Genomic DNA, 21,545 nt, shown 5'->3' with positions numbered 1-21,545 from the left:
TATTTCATCTAGTGGAGGTCCAATGCGAGCGATGGTGATGTCCGACTACGGCATGCCGGACGTGCTGAACATGTCTGAGGTCGACCTCCCCGAACCAGGCCACGGCCAGATCCGGCTGGCCGTCCGGCTGGCCGGCGTTGGCCCGACTGACCTGGCGATTCGATCTGGCGGCCTGCGGCACGCGTTCTCGATGGGGGATCCCGCGATCCTCGGCTTCGAGGTGGCAGGTGTCGTTGACGCGGTTGGCGCGGGGGTGGACGACGTCGCGCCGGGCGACGAGGTCGCCGCGTCCCTACCCGGCCTGGGCGGCTACGCCGAGTACGTGGTGGCGGACTACTGGGTCCGTAAGCCCGAGGCGGTCACCTGGGCGGACGCCGCTGCGGTTCCTGCCTCGGGAGAGGCCGCCGTACGTGTCCTCCGCCTGCTCGGGGTCACCGCAGGCGAGACGCTTCTGATCCTTGGCGGCGCAGGTGCGGTCGGTACCATCGCGACACAACTGGCCGTCGCGGCGGGCGTCACGGTGATCTCGGCCGTACGGGAACGGGACTTCGCCGTGACCGGGCAGCTGGGCGCGACTCCGATCGACTACGCACGGCCGCTCGGCGACAGCGTGACTACGGTGGACGCCGTGCTCGACGCGTCCGGCCGCTCCGACCTCGAGACCGCGGTCCGCCTGGCGGGAGGCCCAGAACGCGTGATCACACTGTCCGATCCACGCGGCCCTCAGCTCGGCGTCACCCTCTCGAGCTCCGTTCCCGACGGCATCCGGTCAGCCTTGAGCGAGGTGATGACCCGGCTCGGCGAGCAGCGCCTGACCCTTCGGCCGCACACGATCCGGCCGCTGGCCGAGGCCGCCGCCGTGCATGCCGGACTGGAGTCCGGTGCCCTGCACACGAAGGTGCTTCTCGCCACGAGGGAAACGTGACCATATCGAGCAGTATCTGGCTCGACCCCGATCTCGCCAAGGACGTCGCCCGGGCCATCCGGAACCACCTGACCGCCGCGGACCGGGCGGCCAGCTCGGCCGAGCGCGCCTGCCTCATCGAGCAGGCGGCGCGGCTGTGGTCAAGATGATCGGGTTGCTGAGCGCTGCCATCCGCCCTTCGGCGTCTCGCACCTCCACGCGAACGAACCCGGACGCGTCGGCGTCGGTCGTCCACTCGACCGTGTGCGATCCCGTGGCGGTCAACGACGACCGGTGCGCCGTGCCCTGCTCGGTGTGGAAGCTGACGGTGCCGGAGGGCACCCCCGCGACGTCGACCCGCAACAGGACAGGCTGGTTGCCGCCCTTGAGTCGCTCACCGATCCCAGCGGTCTGTCCGCCAGCAGTCGCGGTGAACGACAGCTTGACGGCGGCCGAGGCGGCGATCCAGCTCCGTCCGGCCCGGATGCCGGCGAGGATGCCGGCCGAGGTCAGCTCGTCGGCCTGCACGACGGTGTGCGGGACGCCGATCTGGCCCTCCAGGTGGGTGTCACTGTTGCCCATCGCCGGCCGCCACGGCCCCCGGTGGATATCCGCCGCGAGTGCTCGCCCCCATTCCGCCAGGGCCGCCTCGTTGTCCGCCTGCCACGGCGCGCTCGATCGCCATGGGCCGTTCCACACCTCGACCGCGTCGAAGCCCTCGTACGGGTACATGAACGTGCCCGAGGGGTAGGGCGCGTGCGGGTGGGCCGCCACGGAGAGGCCGGCGGCCTGGTGGACCTGGTCCAGATGCCGGGCGACCAAGCCGTCTCGGACGCCGTACCGCCAGTCGATCACCTCGCCTGGGCGAAGTCCCAGCGCCAGCCAGTGCCCGGTCCGGGTCGTCACCTCTTCGCCCAGGATCACCAGCAGGTCGTCATCGGTGGCATGCACCCAGGCGGGATGGGCGTCAGCGGTGTTGTGGTCGGTGGTGCCGAGAAAATCAAGACCGGCCGAGCGGGCACCGGCCACCAGCTGTTGCGGAGTCAGCTCGCCGTCCGAGTAGAGCGAGTGGACATGGCAGTCACCTCGGTACCAGGCGCGCCGCCGCCCGGTCGCCCCGGGGGGCGTGGATGCGGATGTCGGCATGGTGTCCCCTCGCGATCGCAGCAGACCAGTCCGCCGGTCGCACCCTAGCGCCGGCTCTCGCTCGGGATCGCCGGCCGGTTCAGCGTTGCCGCTGGTCGGGGTAGGGCTCCAGCGACCCAGCCCCTGGTCAGGAGTGCCGGGCCGCGGGTGGACAGCCGATCGAGCCAGTCGCTCAGAGCGGCCTCCAGCGACTCCAGCTCGCCGGCCGAGCGCACCCGGTCGAGCAGCGGTGCGATCTCCTCTAGCAGAAAGCCACCCCGCAGGAGCTGATGCGCCGGCTTGGCGTCCCGCACGTCTACCTCGTCGTACACGTGCTAGCCGGTCTGCGCGCCGCGGGCGAACCAGGCCGGAGCGCTCCCAGGTGCGCAGCGTCGCGGGCCGGATCCGCAGTTTCCGCGCCAGCGGCGGCGCCGATAGCCCGCGTGTCGCCCCGGTTGTCACCTGTACCAGCCGGTCAGTGGGAATAAGGTGCCGAATATCGGACGGTGCCAGGTGTCCGTCCGGACACCGAGGCCAGCAGCGTCAGGTCGCCTTGAGCCACCAGCTTGCCGGCGGACTGCGAGCGGCTCCCAGTTCTTCAGGTGGGAGCCGCTCGTCTTGGCTGACGCCCTCAGGGCTTTGCCCGGTCCGTGGGGGTCGACGGCACGGGTGTGGGCGAACAGGCCTCGGACGCGGGCACGTCCGCGGTCCGGCCTGACCCGGGCGAAGGGATGGGTGCCGGCACCGTGCACTCGCGCGGGTCCGTGGTCGTGCTGTTGTCGGGTTCCGGTTCCCGCGAGGGCTGCGGGGCCGGCGCGGAGGGGACCTGCGAGCCGGGAGGTGTCCCGCCGGGCTCGGCCCAGAGCGTCGCGATGCCGACGCCCGCGCTACACAGCAGCGCCACGGTGGCGGCCAGAGCCCACACGGTCGCCCGACGGCGAGGGTGTGCGGGCCGCTGCCCGGTGCGCAGGATCTCCACCACGAACACGTCGCTCTCGTCCGGAGGGAGCAGGTCCGTACCCGACCGGTCGCGCTCCGCGGTGACCGCGCGCAGGCGGGCCAGGTCCACCTCCGCGTCGACCTGGTGCAACGCCCGGCGAGCACGTGCGAAGCTGTCGTCCGTTGCTCTCATGTCAGCCCTCCGGGCTCTTCGGTCACGGTGCGATAGGCGGCCCGCAGCCGCCGTCGCGCCCGGTGGATACGTGTGGCCGCCGACGCCGCCGAGCAGCCGAGCACCCGAGCGACCTCGCCGGTGCTCAGCTCGGCGGTCGCCAGCAGCTCGACCACCTCACGGTCGGCCGGGCGCAGGAGCGTCAGGGCGCGATGCAGGACGTCGAGCTCGTCGACGAGCCGCGCGTCGTCCTGCCCGGGTTGCGCGGGGTGCCGCAGGGCTCGCTCGGTGAGCTCCGCGCGCCGCCGCTCGCCCCGGACCTGGTTGGCCAGCGCCCGCCGGGCGATCGCGAGCAGCCAGGTGCGTGGCTCGTCGGGAACCTCGCCCTTGCGCCAGGCGATCAGGAAGACCTCGGCCACGATGTCCTCCGCCTCGGGGGCGGCCAGCCTCGCTCGCGCGTATCGGTACACGGCGCGCGCATGCTCGGCGAACAGGAGCTCCGTCTGTTCCGGCGTGAGCGTGCCCTCGGCGTGGTCGCGTGGCTCGGTGTCGGTGGACAGCGTGGTCTCCAGGGGCGGGGGGAGGTACTGCGGGCTGCTACTACGAGATACGGGTCTAGGACTGATCGGTGTCCGGCAACGCCCTCACCATGACACCCGGCTCGTGTGAACCACGTCACGTCCTGGAGGCGTCATGCTCCCCGCACGGGCGGACATTGAACGCCTTGTGACTCTCAACCGAAACTCATCAACCCCGTCCGGCCGCTCGATCACCAACCCGCCCCGGCGCGCCCGTACGGTCTGGAGCACCGCCTCGCGGGGCGTCGCCGCTGCGGGCAGCGCGCTCGCCGTCGTGCTGCTGGCCGCGGCATGCACGACGGCCAGTGCGGCGGTGTCGGACCAGCCGTCGGCCGTGCCGTCGGCTCCCGCGGAGGAGGCGCGCGTGCCGTCGGCTCCCACCGACACCACTCCCGAGCCCGCCGCTCCTGAGCCCGTGGCTCCCGCAGAGGCGTCGCCGGTTCCGTCTGCCCCGACGGACGTCAGGACCGAGCCGAGCGCCGCTCCCTCGTCGGCACCCTCCGCGACCGTTCCTGGCGAATCGCAGCCGGAGCCCGCCGACCAGGCGGAGCCTCGTCCGGTGCCGTCGGTTCCCGGGGAGCCGTCAACGGGGCTGGCCGTCACCGGCTGAGCGACCCTGGAGGACCGAGCGGCTCCCGGCCTCGACGGCTGGGAGCCGCTCGTCCGTACCTGGCGGAGATCGCGAGCACATGGGCTGCCGGAGCTCGACGGTCGTGCCTTCGAGCTCCTCGAGGCAGTGACCACCATCCGCAGTTCCGTCGAGGAATACCGCAGGCATCGAATATCGGACGGTGCCAGGTGCCCGCCCAGACACCGAGGTGGGGAGCGTGGAACCGCCAGCACTCTAGATCTTCCCGAACCTGTGCTCGGCATCGTGCTCGGGACGTCCCTGGTGGCGCACGTCGACGTGCCTGCGTTCAGCGACGGGTCCCCTGGGGTGTGGTGATCGGCGCGCTGATCGCGCTGACGCTCACCCTCATCGAGCTGGCGCTGGTCGGACGCAGTCTGCGAGAAATGCCCGTGACCGAAGGCATGACCGCAGACCTGATCCGCCAAACAATCTCCGACGACGATGCCGAGTCGCTGCTGGATCATGCGCCCCGGGTGCTTGGCCCAGGTTCGGAGGAGTACGACCTGTGGCACGAGGCTGGTCCCGAGACCTTCGCCGAGTGGACGAGCCACGCGAACAAAGCTGTGGCTGACCTGCGGCGGGCGCTTAGCCCGGGGCCCGACCACCCCGATCTGTTCTCATCGGAGGATCCGGCTACGACGTCCGCCCGTTGGTGAAGAGGGCCTCCTCGACGTCGTGGAGCTGGTGAGCCACAAGTGTCGCGTCGTTACGGACTTTTCACAGCCCTTGCCCGAGCCCGAGGAACAGCAGCCTCGCGGTCTCCGCGGCGGTGAGCCCCAGCGCGACGGCGGTGGGGCCAAGCTGGTCGCCCTCCTGGCGGTAGTTGATCCGGGTCTCGGCGTTCGCGAGCAGGCTCGTGGCGATCGCTCGGGCAGCGGAGCCGGCGTCACCGACGTTATCCAGGTCCGACAGCTTGTGGAACACGAGCAGGTTCGCGATGCCGTAGTGGCGGGCGAGACGCCAGTGTGCGTCCATCCGCTGCAGCAGCGGCGGATGCGCCATCAGCCTCCATCGGCATCGGCGATGGGTGATGCCAGCGCGCCAAAGGGCTGGGTCGCTGCGGCGTGCACGATCGACGACGGGGGAGCTCTGTCGGGCGTCAGGGCTCGCAGCCTCAGGACGGCGGCAGCACGGTCACAGAGACCGGGCCGGATAAGAGGCCGCGTCCGGGAGGACGTTTGCTTCTATCCGAGCGCGCTGCTAGTTGTGCTCTCCATGACTTCGACCTCGAGCATCGGTGTGATGCTGCCGCGTGACCTTCCCGCGCACCAGGTGCTGGACTACGCCCGCATGGCCGAGCGCATCGGGTTCGACGAGCTGTGGGTCGTGGAGGACCTTGGCTTCCGTGGCGGCTTTTCGCAGGCCGCAGCGGTACTTGCGAGCACGGAGCGCATCGACGTCGGGATCGGGATCCTGCCTGCGGCGTCGCGCAACATCGCCTTCGCGGCGATGGAGATCGCGACGGTCGGTCAGCTCTTCCCCGGGCGGGTCGCGGTCGGGATCGGGCATGGCATGCCGGGTTGGATGCGGCAGGCCGGGTGCTGGCCGGAACGGCCGCTGACGTTCCTGCGCGAGTACACGGAAGGGCTGCGCGCGCTCCTTGGTGGAGACACCCTGGACGGCACGGTCGCGGGCGCTCGCCTCGAGGATGTCCGGCTGGCGCCGTCGTCGCTGCCCGAATCCGTGCCGCCGCTCCTGCTCGGTGTCCGTGGACCGCGGTCGCTCGCGACGTCGGGACAGGTGGCGGACGGGACGGTGCTGGCCGAGCCCGTCACGCCCGAGTACGTGGTCGCGGCGCGCGAGCAGATCGCAGCCCAAGGTGCGCACCGAGTCGTCGCGTACAACGTCGCCGCCGTCCATCAGGACCCGAGCGTCGCCATCGCTACAGCGCGACCGGGCCTCGAGTGGATCGGGGAACCGGACTGGGCACCGCACCTGGCGCCGCTGCCGTTCGCGGCGGAGTTCGCGGCGCTGCGCGCCGGCAGTGTCACGCGACAGGAATTCGTCGAGCGACTGCCCGCCCAGTGGGTACAGCAGCTGGCACTTGCCGGAACGCCTGACCAGGTCCGCGCGCGGATCGACGACCTGGCCGCGGCGGGAGTGACGTCGAACGTGTTCATACCCGCCGGTCCCGATCCGCTCGCCGCGCTGGAACAGCTTGCGAGGGTGCTGTGAACCGCCCCCGGCGGACCGACGTCGTCCGTGTCCGAAGCGCCGTGTACCGCCTGATCGAGCCCACAGCGATCTCTCGCGCCGAGGATCCAGCGCAGGCGACCCGATGACCTTGCACCCGTCCCCGGACCGACGTCGGACCGCGCTCTTCATCGCCTTCTTCGTCACGGGTCTGTCCATGGCGTCCTGGGTCTCGCGCACGCCCGCGATCCGGGACGCGATCGATGCGAGCACGGCCGAGATGGGCCTGGTCATCGCCGGGCTGTCCGCGGGCTCGATGATCGGCATCGCCGCCGCCGGGACGCTGGTGGCCCAGCGTGGCGCACGGTTCGTCGTGCTGTGGGGCATGGTCGCGATCGTCGCAGGCGGCGCGACCGTCGCGATCGGTTCAGGAGCCGGGCTCGGATGGCTCGTCGCCGTCGGGCTCGCGTTCTTCGGGTACGGGATGGGATCGGGCGAGATCGGCCAGAACGTCGAGGGCGTGGACGTGGAGACCGCGCTCGGCAGAGTGGTCGTGCCGGGCTTGCACGGGTCCTACAGCCTGGGCATCGCGATCGGTGGCCTGCTGGGACTGGCCGCGGGCACGGTGGGCCTTCCGGTGGCCACCCACCTGGCCGCGGTGGCGGTGCTGACGGCTGCGGCGGCGGTCTTCCTCCTCAAGAACCTCGCTCCGGCGGTCGGTCGGGAACCCGGCTCGGAGCTGCGCCGCCGGGCTCCGATCATGCAGAGCTTCCGCGCTGCTGTCGCGGTGTGGACCGAGCCGCGCACCGTGGCCATCGCCGTGATCGTGCTCGGCATGGCGCTGGCGGAGGGCTCCGCGAACGACTGGCTCCCGCTGATCATGGTCGACGGCTTCGCGCTGTCCGCGCCGGTCGCCGCGCTGGTCTACGCGTTGTTCGGCCTGTCGATGGCCGTCGGGAGGTTCTCCGGGGGCTACTTCCTGGACCGGTTCGGGCGCGCGCCCGTGATGATCACCAGCGCCGTACTTGCCGTCGTCGGTATCGCGACGGTCTCGTTCGCTCCCGGTGCGTGGATCGGTGCCTTCGGCGTGGTCCTGTGGGGCCTGGGCGCTGCCCTCGGGTTCCCGGTGGCACTCTCCGCCGCCGGCGACGACCCCGTGGGAGCCGCCCGCCGGGTCAGTGCGGTCGCGACCGCCGGGTACACCGCCTTCCTGGTCGGACCGCCTGTGCTGGGGCTCATCGGCGAGCACGTGGGCCTGCGTTCGGCGATCGTCGTCGTGCTCGTCGCAGTGGCCGTCTCCGCCTGCTTCGTCCGAGCGGTCGCCAGGCCGACGTCGTCCGCCGGGGTGGTCGACCGGATCGACGCTCCGTCGCACTGATTGCACCTGTCTGATGGGGCTGCCCAGCCTCGGTTGGCTGACACGGTTCTCGGGACCTGCGGAAACATCCCAGACGACATCGGTCACCTTGGCTCTGGGGCGACCACGATGCCCCGCGACAGAACTATCCCCGATGTCGCGGGACATCACAGCTCACACCAGTTCGACACTGTCGGCCTGCGGCCCCCGGTCACTCTGACGCACCTTGAAGCGGACCCGATCACCCTCCTCCAGGACCTCGGCGCCCCGCACGACCGACACGTGCACGAACAGGTCCGCGCCCCCGGAATCGGGGGTGATGAAGCCGAAACCGCGCTCCGCGTCGTAGCGCGCGACGGTGCCCTCACCTGCGCGCACAGGCCCGCCCGATGCCACGGGACGGCTCGACCGACCGCGGTCCGTGGCCGCGCGCACACTCCCGGAGCCGCGCACGAGCTGCACGTTGCGGGCATTCGGCCCCTTGTCGCTGTCGACGACGTCATACGTCACGCGTGCACCCTCGGAGAGCTCGGTCAAACCCGAGCCGAGCGCACTGACGTGGACGAAGACGTCCTCGCCACCCGAGTCGGGAGCGACGAACCCGAAGCCCTTGGTGTCGTCGTACCAGGACACCGTGCCGTCTGCGCCGTCGGATGCCGACTGTGCAGCCTCTGCCCCGAGCGGTAGCAGGTGGTCCGCCTGCGGCCCCTTCTCCCCGTCGACGACGAGGAACGCCACCCGCTGCCCCTCCGAGATCACACCGCCCCCGACGATGGCCGAGCTGTGCACGAAGATCTCGACGCGACCGTCGTCGGGCGTGACGAAGCCGTATCCCTTGGCCGGCTCGTACCAGGAGACGGTGCCGAGCACGCCCACGGGCGCGTCGGCAGCCCGGTCGCCCGTGACACGGACGCGGCGCGCCTGCGGGCCACGCTCACCCTCGCCCACCTCGAACTCGACGGCCTGCCCCTCGCGGAGAAGCTTCGGTCCGTCGTCGCCGACGATCTCGGACGCATGCACGAACAGGTCCTCGGCCTCATTCCCGAGGTCGATGAAGCCGAACCCTCGGTCGGCGTCGAACCATCGGACAGTTCCCTGGGGCACCTAAGACTCCTCATCTCGGCAGACAATGCTGTCGTCCAGTGTCCCTGACAGAACCCCAGACGGGTGCGTCCAGCCGTTTCCGGCGTAGCTCCTGCTCGCACGGTCGAAAGACTGCGAGAGCTCGCCAGTGACGTCCACGAGGACGCCGCAGTCCGTGCGGTCGCAGCCGCACGGCTCGCCTGAGACAACTGCCTCACAGGCACGTCGCCTGCGGAACCCGCGAGACGGTCGGATCGTGGGCGGGAGAACGATCCGGATCGCAAACTTGAGTCCAGGACGTGTCTGGTTGAGACAAGCGCAACGTTCCGGTTGGTGAACGAGGTCCGCGACACGCTGACGGGCCGTCTCCTCCTACGCCAGGGCGTGACTTCAGTTGCCGTGCTCGATGCGTTGAAACTCTCCAGCGACTACGCGGTCTTCGAAGCGCTGAACGAACAGTTCCGCTTTCCTGCCTACTTCGGCTGGAACTGGGACGCCTTGTACGACTGCCTCGCGGACCTTAGCTGGCTCCCCGCGGACCGGTACTTCGTGGTGATCGAGAACGCCGATGCGCTGGAGACCGAGTCTGGTCGCCCGCACGGCCTCCTGATCGACACTTTGAAGCGTGCGGCCCAGGCGTTCTTGCCGGAGTCCACGGGAGGGCGGGAGCCGGCTGAGTTCACGGTGTTGATGTTGTGTGGCGGAGACGACGAGGCCCTGGCTGCGCGGCTTCGTGCTTCGGGAGTGGTCTTGGACGAGAGCTGGGACTCGGATTGAGCGCCTCGTCTGAGCGCACAGGAGCGAGCGCTCGGTGACGCCGCGCAGATCGCCCCAGCCGTCTTCGTCCGAGTAGACGAAGAGGCGCGGGTCGAGCTGGTAGATCACCGCGTCGGTGTACCAGGAGGGGCGCACGGCGCACCGCAGTTCTCAGGGTGGGGGTAGTCGCCGGGCAGGTCGGTCATCGTCGCCTCCTGCCCGCCGGTCGCCGCGGCCGGTGCTGGACCGCGGCCTCTCCTGGCACCGTGCCACGGCCCGACTCGGCTCGCATGCCGCGGTGGCCGACGCCGGGCGGGTCACGCTGCCCGGCGTCGGCGCGCCTAGGGCCGGTCCGACAGGCTCACGGTTCGCTTCGCAGATAGTGTCCCCAAATGACCATGTCGCACGATCCGACCGGTGTGAGCGAGCCCTCGTCTCCCCGGAGTCGAGCTGCCACCCTCGACGGCGTGCGAGCGCTGGTGGGGGTCGTGCTGGCGGCGCTGGGCGTCGTGCTCCTGCTGAACGCGGCAGCTTCCGTGCAGGTGGTGATCGCCTTGTCCGCGGCAGGCATGGCCATGGCGGGTGTGACGCTGCTGCTCGGCCGAAGGATCCCTGGACGGCCCGGCCGTGGCAGCACGCCCGACCGAGCCCCAAACCGCGCGGCCTGGCCGCGATGGCTCGACCACATGGCCGGCGGCCTGCTGGTGGCGCTCGGCGTCACTGTCGTGGCGTGGCGCGTCGCTTCCCTGCGGGTGCTCGCGGCGTTGCTCGCCGCGGGGCTCGTCGTGTGCGGCATCGCGGCGATCGTCCGAGCGGTGCGCGGGTCCCGCGAGGACCGCGTGGCCGGCGGCCTGTTCGGGGCCGCCTCCGTCGCTGCCGGGATGTTCGTGCTGGTGTGGCCCAAGCTGTCGCTCTTCCTCGTCGGCCTGCTCGTCGGCGCCTGGCTCGTCCTGACAGGGCTCACGCTCCTGGTACGTGCCGTCCGCGGCGGCGGTCGGCGAGATGCGGATGCCGTGGACGGCGACCCTTCGGGTGCCGCGGTCGGCGGCTCGCGACGACGCCGCGGCGTGCGCCGGTGGGCCCACGTCGCGGGCGGTGTGCTGGCGCTCGTCGTCGCGGTCGCGCTCCTCGGCGCGAGCGCGCTGCTGCACCGGGGCGACCCGCGCATCACGCCCGATGCGTTCTACACGCCGCCGCAGTCCGTCCCCGCTGAGCCCGGACGGCTCATCCGGGCGGAGCCGATGACGGACGACGTCCCGGCGGGGATGCAGGGCTGGCGCATCCTCTACACGACGACCGACGGGGACGCCGAGCCTGGCGTCGCCAGCGGCGTCGTGCTCGCCTCCGAGGTGCTGCCCGACGGCCCGCGACCGGTCCTCTCCGTCGCGCACGGCACGATCGGCGTCGTCCCCCGGTGCGCGCCCTCGTTGTCGACGAGCTACTTCTCCGACAGCGCGTCGACGGCCATGAACCAGATGGTGGACGAGGGCTGGGTCGCGGTGGCCACGGACTACACGGGGCTGGGAACCGCAGGGCCGCACGGCTACCTCGTCGGTCCGGACGCCGCCCACGACGTCCTCGACGCCCAGCGCGCCGCCGACGAGCTCGACGGCATCGACCTCGCGGCCGAGACCGTCGTGTGGGGCCACTCCCAGGGCGGGCACACCGCCCTGTGGACCGGGATGGTGGCGCCGGAGTACGCACCGGAGATCGACCTGCTCGGGGTGGCCGCGTTCGCGCCGGCGTCCGACCTGCACGCGCTCGCGGAGGGCGTCAAGGCGACGTCCTTCGGCAAGGTCATCTCCGCGTACATCGCGCAGTCGTGGGCCGACTACTACCCGCAGCTCGAGCTCACCACGATGATCACCCCGGGGTACGGGCCGATCGTGCGGTCGATCGCGGACCGCTGTGCCACCGTGGCCGACACGCTCGCCGCGTACGCGACCGCGACGCAGCTGTCGCAGGAGATCTTCCGGGCGGACGAGATCGACGGTGACGTGGGGATGCTGCTGCGCGAGAACAGCCCCACGGGCGCCATCGGCGCACCCGTTCTCATCGCCCAGGGCCTCAGCGACCGGCTCGTCCTGCCCGCGCAGCAGCGCGACTTCGTGGCGGCTCGATGCGCCGCGGGCCAGGCGATCGACTTCCGGGAGTACCCCGGCCTCGACCACGTGCCGCTCATCGAGGACGGCTCGCCCCTCACACCGGAGCTCGTCGCCTGGACGCAGGACCGGCTCGCAGGAGAAGCACCGACCCCCACCTGCTGAGAGCTGCCGAGCATGGCCCGCCGGCGTTCCCTACTCGAGCACCGCGCCCTTCGACGCCGACTGGACGAGCTTGGAGTACTTGGCGAGCACGCCGCGCTTGTACGCGTGGGGGAGCGGCGCCCAGCCCACCTTGCGGGTCTCGATCTCGGCCGGCTCCACCAGGAGGTCGAGCGTCTTGGAAGCCACGTCGAGACGGATGCGGTCGCCGTCGCGCACGAACACGATCGGACCGGCGTCGACGGCCTCGGGCGCGATGTGCCCGACGCACAGGCCGGTGGTCCCGCCGGAGAACCGGCCGTCCGTGATGAGCAGGACGTCCTTGCCGAGCCCAAGTCCCCAGGGAAGTCCCAGCCGCCTGCGGTCGGTGATGAATCCCCAGGTCAGGACCGGTATGCACAGTTCAACGTCTGAGGATCGCCCGAGGGCTGGCCTTGTCTCCTGACCAGGCCAGACGCCGGTTGACCTCCGGTAACGCCACCCTTTCCCGCGGCTGGCGCGCGACGCTTGCATTCGACCGTGGAGGCCGGTGGCATGTGGACCTGGCAAGGCCCACACGCCACCGGTACCTCACCAAGTGGTCTTACCGGTTCAGACCCGGGGGCGTGCGCGGGGACGTGCCGGGGGTGGCATCGGTGAGACTCTCGAGCAGCGCGTGGTACGCGGGCTTCTTCTGGAACTCCTCGGTCATGATGGTCGCGTAGCCCTCGGGGAAGACGCCCGGGACCCAGGAGCGCGCGTCGTCGAAGCCCCAGACCGTGTAGCTCGAGCAGGCCGGAACGTTGAGGCACGCCTGGAGCATCTTGTGGTACCGCTCAGCCTGAAGCGAGACCTGCTCGGCGGTCGGGTTCCCGTCCTCATCGAGTGGCATGCGGACGTCGGCCTCGGTGACGGCCACCTGCAGCCCGAGGTCCGCGAACCGCTCGAAGTTCTTCTGGATCGACTCGTCGAAGCCGTACTGCAGGCTCAGGTGACCCTGAGCGCCGAAGCCTTGCAGCGGCGCGCCGTCGGCGAGCAGCTCCTGCGCCAGGGCGTAGTAGGCGTCGGTCTTGTTGTTGATGCCCTCGGCGTTGTAGTCGTTGAGGAAGAGCACCGCCTGGGGGTCGGCCTCGTGCGCCCACCGGAAGACGTCACCGAGGAGGGCGACCGGGTCCTCGGCGCACGCCTTGAGGAAGGGGTTGGCTTCGGTGCGCAGGCGCACGCCGCCGGCGTCCCAGTCGTCCTGGAAGATCTCGTTCGCCACGTCCCACTCGTAGATCTCGCCGGCGTAGCGGCCGACGACGGTGCGGACGTGGTCCTCGAGAACGTCGCGCGCCTCCTGGCAGGTCCAGTCGGCGCTGGCGTCGATCACCCACTGCGGGTTCTGGTTGTGCCAGAGCAGCGTGTGCCCGCGGACCTCTTGACCGTTGGCCTTCGCGAACGCGACGACGGCGTCCGCGCCGGAGAAGTCGTAGACGTCGGGCTCCGGGTGGACCTCGGCCCACTTCATGTCGTTCTCAGGGGTCAGCGAGCTGAACTCGGCTCCGAGGATGCGCTGGAACTCGCCTGCGTTCTCGGGGTCGGGGTCGAGGAGGTCGCGCTGACCCCACACGGCACTGCCGATCTTGAGATCGCGCGGCGCCTCGGAGCGCAGGGTCGGTTTCGCAGGGAGGGCCTGTGCTGCGGCTCCCGCCAGCGCGAGCGCAGTCAGGGCCGACGCCGAGACGGCGGCTACCCGCCTCATGGTCGTGGAATGGGACATCGTTGTTCCTCTCCGATCGGGTTCCGACGACCTCGGACACGTCGCGGAACGTGTCGGACGATATCGATGTCGACAACGATTTCGCAAGAGGGGGGATCGGTGGGCCGCAGGTTGTCTGGGCTCCGATGTCCGGGGCGTGGCGGGCGGTACAGGCCGAGGCGCCGGATCCCGCCTGCGACGCCCGCGTCATCGCCAAGGCCTGCATCGAAGCTGGCGAAGATGTGCGGCGGGAACTGGCTCAGCCTGTGCGCACGTGCCCGACCCTGGCCGACCGGCTGGGCTGGGAGCGCAGCCGGTTGTCTCATCACGTCAAGCGCATGACGGACCGAGGTCTCGTGCGTACGGGATCAGCCCTGCACGATCGGGGGGTGACCGAGATTTCTCTGACAGGTGAGGGCCAGCGGGACTTGAGCGTGCCGCGCAGGGACATGTCGAGCTGGTCGGGCGATTGCCCTTCGGCGGCTGGCTCATGGCCCTGCCGAAGGTCGTGGCCGAAGCGGCGGTGACGGCACTGCAGAAAACATGTCAACATAGTTGATATGTTTGCAAACGAGCGCGACATCGCGCTGTTCTTCATGGGTTGGCGCTCCTTCGTCGAGGGCGCCGACATGGTGCTTGCCGGCCAAGGACTCGGCCGCGTGCACCACCGAGTCCTCTACGTCGTGGTCCGAAGCGCCGGCATTGGCGTCGGCGAACTCGCTGGGGCGCTGGGCATCTCCCGGCAGGCACTGCATCGGCCGCTCTCGGATCTGCGCGCCCGAGAGCTGATCACGGCTGCCGTACCCGCGCGCAGCAAGCGGGAACGAGAACTGTCAGCCACGACCGCTGGACGGGAGCTGGAGCGGGCCGCCACCGGCCCGCAGCTTGCCCACCTCGCCGAAGTCTTCGAAGCTGCGGGGCCTGCCGCCGCGGAAGGCTGGCGGCAGGTCATGCGCGGCCTCGCCGAGGCATCCGTTTCGCAAGCGCCCCAAACGACCCGCTCTCTCGTCAATGGGGGTACCCCCGATGCCTGAGCTCACCGAGCAGTTCCTTGACCTGGCCGAGGGTCGCACCCACTACCGCCTCGACGGCCCGGTTGAGGGTCCCGCGGTCGTCTTCATACCGGGAGCCACGCTGCCCATGTTCGTCTGGGACGGGCTCGCAGACGCCCTTGCCGCGGACGGGTACCGGGTCCTGCGCTACGACCTGTTCGGCCGCGGCGCCTCGGCCGCGCCGCGGGTCGCCTACGACGCCAGTGTGTTCGACGGCCAGCTCACGGAGCTGATCGACCGGCTCCTGCCCAGCCGCCCGGTACACATGGTCTCGCTCGCCTTCGGCGCGCTCATCGCTGCCCGCTTCGCCGACCTTCGTCCGGAGCGGGTGGCGAGCCTGACCTACATCGCACCGGACGGCTTCGGCGTCGCGATGTCCCCGGCCGTGCGGCTCATGCGGTGGCCAGTGATCGGCGAAGTGCTGCTCGCGGTCGCCGGAACCGGAATGCTCCTCAAGCGACTGTCCGACTACTCCGAACGCCCAGAGTTGTTGCAGGCGTTGCGTTCGCGATTTCGGCCGTATGTCTATAGGCCGGGGTTCCAGCGTTCAGTACTCTCTTCGGTTCGCCGCATGCCCATCCACGACGCCGCACCGCTCTACCGGCGAAACGACGAGCGGGGAATCCCATCGCTGGTGCTGTGGGGGCGCGAGGATCGAGTCACGCCACTGCCGGAACCCGCACACCTGCGCGCCGCGCTGCCGAATAGCGAGCTGCGAGTCTTCGAAGGCACCGGCCATCTGCCGCATGCCGAACACCCCGCCGAGGTCGCAACCGCGCTCACCGAGTTCCTGCAGTCGACACACTCACGGTGAAAGCTTCCCATCGGTCGTGTCCGTCCAGAGGGGCACGGTTCAAGGCAGTGCCGACGTTCGGAGGGCTAGGGCGTCTCCGCCGCCCCGGGCGTGTCTCTCATAGGGCGGTAGGGCGCGCGGCAGAATCGGCGGGTGACGTCTATTCCTGCGGCTCAGCCTCTCGTGATGGCACCGTTGTGATTGGCCGACGCCACACCGCCGAGTGCCTAGCAGGCTGCGGGCGGCTGGACCAAGAGGTGGCCGAGCACGTTCTTACCGACGCTGTATCGGGCAGCGTTCTCGGTCACCCGGGCGACCTGGACGCCGGCGAACGCACCCTGCGGCGTCGCCCGCGTCCGAGCGCGACGCTCATAGGCGTGCACCGTCGTGGCGAGGCGGTGGATTCGGCCCGTCAAGACCCCCATGGCGGACTTGAAGGCGGGCGACGTGGCTCTCCCCGGGCTCGCTGTGCACCAGCGCGTACAGGCAGGGTGGGTCAGGCCGAACTCGACTGCCAGATCCCAGTCTGCTCGCAGGCCTTCAACGGGATCGCTCGACTCAGGATCGACGTGCTTGGTTGCGAGGAGGGTGGCGTAGCGGCCCTGGGCGACACCCCGCTGGCCGCCCTCACGCGGATGGACGTCACGTCGTGGTACATGAACTTGTCGGTGACGCTCGCGAAAGAGGCGGACGAGCGCCGGGCGCGTGGCTACAAGGGCAACACCGACGGGCGCGGGACGCTGCACAGCGCCTATCAGGTCCTGTGCTCGATCCTGGCCGACGCGGTCGACCACGAGCTCCTGGACGTGTCGCCGGCGAAGGTGAAGGGTGCCCTGCAGTACGAGACCCTGCACGAGCCGGTGGTCCTCACCCCCGAGCAGATGTGGCAGCTCACTGACCTGTTGCCCGACTACCTGCGGGCGTTCGTCCCGTTGCTCGCCACGACCGGCCTGCGTAAGGGAGAGATGCAGGCTCTGATGCGCGGCCATCTGGTGCTGGACGACCCGCGTCCCGCACGCCGGCCAAGCTCGTGTATCACCCAGCGTGCCGCCTACTCTCTTGCCTTCGGCGGCTCGATGCGGAGGTATGGGCGAGATGGTTTGGTTTCAAGTGCTCGGCGCGGTTTCTGCGAGCAGCGAGCATGGTCGGCTGCCGCTCGGCTCGGCACGCCAACGGACCGTGCTCGCGGCGCTCCTGGCGGAGCCGGGCGTCATGGTCTCGCTCGACCAGCTGGTCGACAGAGTGTGGGGCGCGACGCCGCCGCCTAGCGCGCGGCAGACCCTGCACAGCTACATATCGCGGCTGCGGGGTGTGCTCAGGGACGAAGGCGGACCACTCCTGGCCCGCCGGTCCGGCGGCTACGTTCTGGCCGTTGACGAGTCCACGGTGGACCTGCACCGCTTCCGCGCGCTGGTGACGCGGGCCAAGCAAGCGGACGACGACGCCGCCGCGCTGTGGCAGGACGCGATGAGTCTGTGGCGGGGCGAGCCGTTCTCCGGTTTGGACAGCGACTGGCTGCGATCCGTTGCAGTCAGGCTCGAGGCAGAGCGGCTTGCCGCAGTCCTCGATCACAACGACCTGCTGCTGCGCTGTGGGGAGCATGCACGACTGGTCGCCTCGATCGAAGACGCCGCGCGGGCGCACCCGCTCGACGAGCGCTTGGCCGGGCAGCTGATGCTTGCGCTGTACCGCTCCGGCCGGCAGGCCGATGCGCTGGCCCACTACCGCATGGTCCAGCAACAGCTGGCCGACGACCTCGGCAGCGACCCTGGGCCTGCGCTCCGGGAGCTGTACCACGGGATCCTTCGGCACGATCGGCGGCTCACGGCGCCGACCCCCGTCGCGACGACCGCGGGAACCGCCCTCGTGGAAACCGCCCTGGACGACGCGGGCGATCAGCATGCCGGCGCGGCGAGGGGCGGTGTGACGGCTGGTGCAGACGGCGGTGTGAGCGATGCCTCATGGCTCGGACCTGTACCGCGCCAGCTACCTGGGTTCCGGGATCACGCGGCTGTCCATTCGCGGGAACGCGCTCGGGCTCTGAGCCTGTTGTCCGCCTCGGACCGCTCGTCGCCGACCGTCGTCGCCCTGAACGGTTCCGGCGGGATCGGCAAGTCCGCGTTGGCCATCGATCTTGCCCACAGCGTGAAGGACCGCTACCCAGACGGCCAGCTGTTCGCCGATCTTCGCGGCAACGTTCCAGGGCACGAGCCGCTCGACACAGGTCGGGTGGTCAGGCATTTCCTGCGCTCGCTCGGCTACCGCGAAGAGCCGCAGCAGGACACCGAATCCGACGCCGCCCACTTCCGCTCGGTCACGGCGGACCTGCGAGTCCTCATCGTCCTGGACGATGCCCGTGACGCCGCCCAGGTGCGCCCGCTCCTTCCCAACGGCCCTGGCTGCGCCGTCATTGTCACCAGCCGCCAGGCGCTTTCCTCGATGCAGGGAGCCGAGCACCTGGAGCTGCCCCTACTGGACCCTTCTGCTGCCCGCGCCCTGTTCCGGTCCGGCGTCGACCACCCGTTCGCACCGCAGGACGAGCAGGTCCTCGACGGTGTGCTGGACCGCTGCGGCGGACTGCCCCTGGCGCTGTGCATCGCGGCGGCCCGCTTCAACGCGGCCGAGCCCGGTTCATTGCCGGAAATCCTCGAGAGCCTGTCCGATGAGGCGCTCAGTCTCGTCGGCTTCGACGACGGGGAGAACTCCCTGGCCGCCTCGCTCACGGGAAGTCTCCAGGCACTCTCCGCCACTCCACTCGGCAGCGAGGCGGTGGAGCTGTTCACCTTGATGGCCCTGCATCCGGGGCCCTCCGTGTCTGTCGAGATCGCCGCCGCCTTGCTCGACAAACCCGTACCCGTCGTCCGGCACTTGGGCGAGCTGCTGCGACGCTACCGACTGGTCGAACAGCATCGCACCGGCCGTTTGACCATGCACGACCTCGTGCGGTCCTTCGCGATCGGAGAGGCAGCGAAGCTGGACCGAGCCGTGACCACCGAGGCCACGAGGCGGATGCGGCTGGCATACCTCGCCGCCGCGGCACAGGCCTACCAGCAGTTTCGGGACAATTTCCACAAGCCCGTGGGTCGTAACCGCTTGGACTTCGTCCCCGACCTTCCCGCCACTCCCGTCCACTTCGCATCACCCCGGGAGGCCGACGAGTGGGTCATCGATCATCTCTCCATCCTCGACGAGCTGGTGCGCACCACGGACGAGGCCGACAAGTGGTTCCCAGGGCTCCTCTTCATCCTCCTTCGTCCTCCGGTGAGCACTCGTGCGGGACTGATCTCTGAGCTGACGTTGATCGCGTTGTCTGCGGCGGCCTTGCTCGAGACCGCTGATGAACCATGGGCCGTGTACCTCTATAACGACCTTGCTGAACTACAGCTGGCCACCGGAGAGAACGCCGCAGCGATCGAAAGCCTCGACAAGGCTGAGGCCTCAGCCCGCGCGCACGGTCGCTTCGCCGAGGCTGTCGGAGTGCTGGCGACCCGGGTCAGGGCACTCCAAGGCCTGGGTGAACTGGATCAGGCGCTGGCCCTCGCCAATGAGGTGATCGATGAGGCCAAGCAGCGTGGCTTGATCGATGTAGCCGCACGTGCCGGAGCTTACCGGTCGTACGTCCTCGATCTCCTCGGGCAGCACGTTGCGGCGATCGACCAGAGCGCGCAGCTCGTGGCGTACGCCGAAAAAGAGACCGAAGGAGTCACGCCTATCCGCAGGTCGGCGTTCCTGATCAACCATGCCTTTCGGCTCGTGCACGGCGGACGAGCCGCCGAGGGACTGGCCATGGCGGAAGGAGCGCGCGCGATCTCGGTTGAGCACGGATTCGACAGCTCTTACAACTACGCCGAGATCCTCTGGGGAATGGCCGAGGCCCATCAAGTCTTGGGGCACGCCTCGACAGCGGAGAACCTCTGGCATGAGGCGGCGAGGCTTCTCCTCGCTAACGGGCGCATCCACCAGACGCAGTACGAGCAGATCCTCGCCGGCCAGAGGCCCCCGATAGACCCAGCTGGCTGACCGCAGCGAGTCGACCTGGTCCCCGCGCCCGAGCGTCGCTGCCGTTGTGCGCGTCGACCCTGGGTGCGACAGAGGGATGTCGAGCCGCTCGTCCGCGTGTGCGCCGCACTGGGGCTCGAGTTAGAGAACCTGGCTTTGCCTGGCCCGGCTACGGGAAGGGCCCGTTGTACGTCGACTACCGCGACTGGAGTGGCGGTTACCTGTGGATGAATGATCGAGGCCCGACCGGGCTACGCTCGCAGGCGTTCCGTTTCCCGGTACGACGTCCTCACGATCGGAAAAACGATGACCACACCCCTGCGCAGCGCCGCGTGGTATGCGGGTCAGGACCGCAACGCCTACATCCACCGGGCCTGGATGCGCCGCGGCACTCCCGCCTCGGCGTTCGAGGGCCGCCCGCAGATCGCCATCGCGAACACCGCTTCCGACCTGACCCCGTGCAACAAGCACCTGACCGAGGTCGCCGCGTCGGTGCGCGACGGCGTGTTCGAGGCGGGCGGCATCCCGCTGGAGCTGCCGGTGGTGTCGCTGGGGGAGACCCAGGTGCGCCCGACGGCGATGCTGTGGCGCAACATGGCGGCGATGGCGACGGAGGAGATGCTCCGCGCCAACCCCATCGACGGCGTCGTGCTGCTGGGCGGGTGCGACAAGACCATCCCGTCGCTGCTCATGGCCGCCGCCTCGGTCGACCTGCCGGCCGTCGTCGTGCCCGGCGGGCCGATGCTGACCGGGACCTTTCGCGGCACGCCGCTCGGGTGCGGGACCGACGTCTGGCGGCTGTCGGAGGAGGTCCGCGCGGGCACCCTGTCGCAGAGCGACTTCCTCACGTCGGAGTCGGCGACGATCCGCAGCAAGGGCCACTGCAACACGATGGGCACGGCCTCGACCATGGGCCTGCTGGCGGAGGCGCTCGGCACGGTCATCCCGGGCGTCGCGGGCACCCCCGCGCCGGACAGCCGGCTGCTGGAGGCGGCGCACGACACCGGGCGGCTCGCGGTCGAGCTCGTCGCGGCCGGCCGTCGTCCGAGCGACCTGCTGACCAGGGGTTCGTTCCACAACGCGATAGTCGCCCTGGCCGCGATCGGCGGGTCCACGAACGCCGTGGTGCACCTGCTGGCCATCGCCGGCCGGCTGGGGATCGACCTGACGCTGGAGGACTTCGACCGGATCGGTTCCCGGGTGCCGCTCCTGGTCGACCTGGCACCGGCCGGCCGGTTCCTCATGGACGACCTGTACCGGGCCGGCGGGTTCCTCGCCGTCCTGCGCGAGGTCCGCGACCTGCTGGACCCGACGGCGCTGACGGTGACCGGCCGGCCGCTCGTGGACCACCTCGACGACGCGGCGATCTGGGACCCGGAGGTCATCCGGACGCGGCAGGCGCCGCTCTTGGAGGAGGGCGGCATCGCCGTCCTGCGCGGCAACCTCGCCCCGCAGGGCGCCGTCATCAAGCCCGCCGCGGCGTCGCCCCACCTCATGCGGCACCGGGGGCGCGCCGTCGTGTTCGAGAGCATCGAGGACTTCCACGCCCGCGTGGACGACCCGGACCTGGCCGTCGACGCGGACTCGGTCATGGTGTTGCGCGGCTGCGGGCCCAAGGGGTATCCGGGCATGCCGGAGGTGTCCAACATGCCGCTGCCGAAGAAGCTCCTGGAGGCCGGCGTGCGCGACGTCGTTCGCATCTGCGACGGGCGGATGAGCGGGACCGCCTACGGCACGGTGGTGCTGCACGTGGCCCCGGAGGCCGCGGCCGGCGGCCCGCTCGCGCTGGTCCGCACCGGCGACTGGATCGAGCTGGACGTGCCGGACCGGCGGCTCACCCTCGACGTGCCCGACGACGAGCTGGCCGCCCGCGCACCCAGTGCCGAGGCGGCGGCCGCCTACGCCGCGCCCACCCGCGGCTGGGAGCGGCTGTACGTGGACCACGTCCTGCAGGCCGACACCGGCGCCGACCTCGACTTCCTCGTGGGATCGAGCGGCGACGAGGTGTCCCGAGAGTCCCACTGACCCGAGAGTGACGG

The 21,545-nt window shown here is 70.2% G+C and carries 20 protein-coding genes and 2 pseudogenes; 13 read left to right on the top strand and 9 right to left on the bottom strand.

Annotated features, from left to right (window positions below):
* Positions 1-22: 22 nt before the first annotated feature.
* Together ACFT2C_RS12050 and ACFT2C_RS12045 are read left to right on the top strand one after the other, a co-directional pair.
* Complete coding sequence (locus ACFT2C_RS12050; RefSeq protein ID WP_377207293.1) at positions 23-925, top strand: NADP-dependent oxidoreductase; 903 nt, start codon at positions 23-25, stop codon at positions 923-925.
* Complete coding sequence (locus ACFT2C_RS12045; protein WP_377207292.1) at positions 922-1,074, top strand: hypothetical protein; 153 nt, start codon at positions 922-924, stop codon at positions 1,072-1,074. The genes ACFT2C_RS12050 and ACFT2C_RS12045 overlap by 4 nt, the downstream gene beginning before the upstream one ends.
* On the opposite strand, the gene ACFT2C_RS12040 is transcribed toward ACFT2C_RS12045, so the two are convergent.
* The 4 genes from ACFT2C_RS12040 to ACFT2C_RS12025 all read right to left on the bottom strand — a co-directional run bounded on the left by ACFT2C_RS12040 (position 1,040) and on the right by ACFT2C_RS12025 (position 3,610).
* The gene (locus ACFT2C_RS12040) at positions 1,040-2,050 is read right to left on the bottom strand and encodes a CehA/McbA family metallohydrolase (RefSeq protein ID WP_377207291.1); all 1,011 of its coding nucleotides are present in this window, start codon (positions 2,048-2,050) and stop codon (positions 1,040-1,042) included. The two genes, ACFT2C_RS12045 and ACFT2C_RS12040, sit on opposite strands and share 35 nt — an antisense overlap.
* A 44-nt stretch (positions 2,051-2,094) precedes the next feature.
* On the bottom strand, positions 2,095-2,361 hold the full coding sequence (locus ACFT2C_RS12035) for a hypothetical protein (protein ID WP_377207290.1): 267 nt from the start codon (positions 2,359-2,361) through the stop codon (positions 2,095-2,097).
* Between the two features lie 299 nt (positions 2,362-2,660).
* The gene (locus ACFT2C_RS12030) at positions 2,661-3,161 is read right to left on the bottom strand and encodes a hypothetical protein (protein ID WP_377207289.1); all 501 of its coding nucleotides are present in this window, start codon (positions 3,159-3,161) and stop codon (positions 2,661-2,663) included.
* Positions 3,158-3,610: an RNA polymerase sigma factor gene (locus ACFT2C_RS12025; protein WP_377207288.1), complete on the bottom strand. Its 453-nt coding sequence runs from the start codon at positions 3,608-3,610 to the stop codon at positions 3,158-3,160. The genes ACFT2C_RS12030 and ACFT2C_RS12025 overlap by 4 nt, the downstream gene beginning before the upstream one ends.
* A 256-nt stretch (positions 3,611-3,866) precedes the next feature.
* On the opposite strand from ACFT2C_RS12025, the gene ACFT2C_RS12020 reads away from it, so the two are divergent.
* Together ACFT2C_RS12020 and ACFT2C_RS12015 are read left to right on the top strand one after the other, a co-directional pair.
* Positions 3,867-4,328 (top strand): hypothetical protein, encoded by a 462-nt coding sequence (locus tag ACFT2C_RS12020; RefSeq protein WP_377207287.1) that lies wholly within the window; start codon positions 3,867-3,869, stop codon positions 4,326-4,328.
* Between the two features lie 332 nt (positions 4,329-4,660).
* Positions 4,661-5,005: a hypothetical protein gene (locus tag ACFT2C_RS12015; RefSeq protein WP_377207286.1), complete on the top strand. Its 345-nt coding sequence runs from the start codon at positions 4,661-4,663 to the stop codon at positions 5,003-5,005.
* On the opposite strand, the pseudogene ACFT2C_RS12010 reads toward ACFT2C_RS12015, so the two are convergent.
* Positions 4,983-5,360: pseudogene (locus ACFT2C_RS12010) on the bottom strand (ATP-binding protein); the annotation flags it as partial. The gene ACFT2C_RS12015 and the pseudogene ACFT2C_RS12010 overlap by 23 nt on opposite strands.
* 204 nt (positions 5,361-5,564) lie before the next feature.
* Between ACFT2C_RS12010 and ACFT2C_RS12005 the strand changes: the two are divergent.
* Positions 5,565-6,524, top strand: coding sequence for an LLM class flavin-dependent oxidoreductase (locus tag ACFT2C_RS12005; RefSeq protein WP_377207285.1), 960 nt, complete (start codon positions 5,565-5,567; stop codon positions 6,522-6,524).
* Between the two features lie 103 nt (positions 6,525-6,627).
* Positions 6,628-7,860 carry an MFS transporter gene (locus ACFT2C_RS12000; RefSeq protein WP_377207284.1) on the top strand — a complete coding sequence of 411 codons (1,233 nt, stop codon included), beginning with the start codon at positions 6,628-6,630 and terminating at the stop codon, positions 7,858-7,860.
* A gap of 153 nt (positions 7,861-8,013) precedes the next feature.
* On the opposite strand, the gene ACFT2C_RS11995 is transcribed toward ACFT2C_RS12000, so the two are convergent.
* Entirely contained in the window at positions 8,014-8,943 is a 930-nt protein-coding gene (locus ACFT2C_RS11995) for a cold-shock protein (protein WP_377207283.1), read from the bottom strand.
* 312 nt (positions 8,944-9,255) lie between these two features.
* Between ACFT2C_RS11995 and ACFT2C_RS11990 the strand changes: the two genes are divergently transcribed.
* Complete coding sequence (locus ACFT2C_RS11990; protein ID WP_377207282.1) at positions 9,256-9,699, top strand: barstar family protein; 444 nt, start codon at positions 9,256-9,258, stop codon at positions 9,697-9,699.
* 446 nt (positions 9,700-10,145) lie between these two features.
* A complete protein-coding gene (locus tag ACFT2C_RS11985; protein WP_377207281.1) occupies positions 10,146-11,945 on the top strand; it encodes a lipase family protein in 1,800 nt (599 codons plus the stop codon).
* Positions 11,946-11,975: 30 nt separating this feature from the next.
* Here ACFT2C_RS11985 and ACFT2C_RS11980 read toward each other — a convergent pair.
* Both ACFT2C_RS11980 and ACFT2C_RS11975 read right to left on the bottom strand, forming a co-directional pair.
* A pseudogene (locus ACFT2C_RS11980) lies at positions 11,976-12,281 on the bottom strand (dihydroxy-acid dehydratase); the annotation flags it as partial.
* A gap of 244 nt (positions 12,282-12,525) precedes the next feature.
* Positions 12,526-13,683 (bottom strand): endo-1,4-beta-xylanase, encoded by a 1,158-nt coding sequence (locus ACFT2C_RS11975; RefSeq protein ID WP_377207280.1) that lies wholly within the window; start codon positions 13,681-13,683, stop codon positions 12,526-12,528.
* A 539-nt stretch (positions 13,684-14,222) separates the two neighbouring features.
* On the opposite strand from ACFT2C_RS11975, the gene ACFT2C_RS11970 reads away from it, so the two are divergent.
* Positions 14,223-14,696 carry a MarR family winged helix-turn-helix transcriptional regulator gene (locus tag ACFT2C_RS11970; RefSeq protein ID WP_377207279.1) on the top strand — a complete coding sequence of 158 codons (474 nt, stop codon included), beginning with the start codon at positions 14,223-14,225 and terminating at the stop codon, positions 14,694-14,696.
* On the top strand, positions 14,689-15,528 hold the full coding sequence (locus ACFT2C_RS11965) for an alpha/beta fold hydrolase (protein ID WP_377207278.1): 840 nt from the start codon (positions 14,689-14,691) through the stop codon (positions 15,526-15,528). The genes ACFT2C_RS11970 and ACFT2C_RS11965 overlap by 8 nt, the downstream gene beginning before the upstream one ends.
* 206 nt (positions 15,529-15,734) lie before the next feature.
* On the opposite strand, the gene ACFT2C_RS11960 is transcribed toward ACFT2C_RS11965, so the two are convergent.
* Entirely contained in the window at positions 15,735-15,932 is a 198-nt protein-coding gene (locus ACFT2C_RS11960; protein WP_377207277.1) for a lantibiotic dehydratase, read from the bottom strand.
* A 66-nt stretch (positions 15,933-15,998) separates the two neighbouring features.
* Here ACFT2C_RS11960 and ACFT2C_RS11955 point away from each other — a divergent pair, with 66 nt between their 5' ends.
* The 3 genes from ACFT2C_RS11955 (at position 15,999) to ACFT2C_RS11945 (ending at position 21,531) form a co-directional block, all read left to right on the top strand.
* The gene (locus tag ACFT2C_RS11955) at positions 15,999-16,775 is read left to right on the top strand and encodes a hypothetical protein (RefSeq protein WP_377207276.1); all 777 of its coding nucleotides are present in this window, start codon (positions 15,999-16,001) and stop codon (positions 16,773-16,775) included.
* Positions 16,720-19,527, top strand: coding sequence for a BTAD domain-containing putative transcriptional regulator (locus ACFT2C_RS11950; RefSeq protein ID WP_377207275.1), 2,808 nt, complete (start codon positions 16,720-16,722; stop codon positions 19,525-19,527). The genes ACFT2C_RS11955 and ACFT2C_RS11950 overlap by 56 nt, the downstream gene beginning before the upstream one ends.
* A 285-nt stretch (positions 19,528-19,812) precedes the next feature.
* The gene (locus ACFT2C_RS11945) at positions 19,813-21,531 is read left to right on the top strand and encodes an IlvD/Edd family dehydratase (RefSeq protein WP_377207274.1); all 1,719 of its coding nucleotides are present in this window, start codon (positions 19,813-19,815) and stop codon (positions 21,529-21,531) included.
* Positions 21,532-21,545 lie beyond the last annotated feature (14 nt).

Origin of the sequence: Promicromonospora sp. NPDC057138 (assembly GCF_042670845.1) — a bacterium.
Lineage (GTDB): Bacteria > Actinomycetota > Actinomycetes > Actinomycetales > Cellulomonadaceae > Promicromonospora.
This window is presented reverse-complemented; position numbering and strand designations above follow the sequence as displayed.

Excerpts from the sequence above, each read along its gene's own strand:
- ACFT2C_RS11975 (WP_377207280.1), bottom strand. The coding sequence starts at position 13,683 with ATGTCCCATTCCACGACCATGAGGCGGGTAGCCGCCGTCTCGGCGTCG.
- ACFT2C_RS11960 (WP_377207277.1), bottom strand. The coding sequence starts at position 15,932 with ATGGGGGTCTTGACGGGCCGAATCCACCGCCTCGCCACGACGGTGCAC.
- ACFT2C_RS12030 (WP_377207289.1), bottom strand. The coding sequence starts at position 3,161 with ATGAGAGCAACGGACGACAGCTTCGCACGTGCTCGCCGGGCGTTGCAC.
- ACFT2C_RS12000 (WP_377207284.1), top strand. The coding sequence starts at position 6,628 with ATGACCTTGCACCCGTCCCCGGACCGACGTCGGACCGCGCTCTTCATC.
- ACFT2C_RS12050 (WP_377207293.1), top strand. The coding sequence starts at position 23 with ATGCGAGCGATGGTGATGTCCGACTACGGCATGCCGGACGTGCTGAAC.
- ACFT2C_RS11970 (WP_377207279.1), top strand. The coding sequence starts at position 14,223 with ATGTTTGCAAACGAGCGCGACATCGCGCTGTTCTTCATGGGTTGGCGC.
- ACFT2C_RS11965 (WP_377207278.1), top strand. The coding sequence starts at position 14,689 with ATGCCTGAGCTCACCGAGCAGTTCCTTGACCTGGCCGAGGGTCGCACC.
- ACFT2C_RS12005 (WP_377207285.1), top strand. The coding sequence starts at position 5,565 with ATGACTTCGACCTCGAGCATCGGTGTGATGCTGCCGCGTGACCTTCCC.
- ACFT2C_RS11950 (WP_377207275.1), top strand. The coding sequence starts at position 16,720 with ATGGTCTCGCTCGACCAGCTGGTCGACAGAGTGTGGGGCGCGACGCCG.
- ACFT2C_RS11945 (WP_377207274.1), top strand. The coding sequence starts at position 19,813 with ATGACCACACCCCTGCGCAGCGCCGCGTGGTATGCGGGTCAGGACCGC.
- ACFT2C_RS12040 (WP_377207291.1), bottom strand. The coding sequence starts at position 2,050 with ATGCCGACATCCGCATCCACGCCCCCCGGGGCGACCGGGCGGCGGCGC.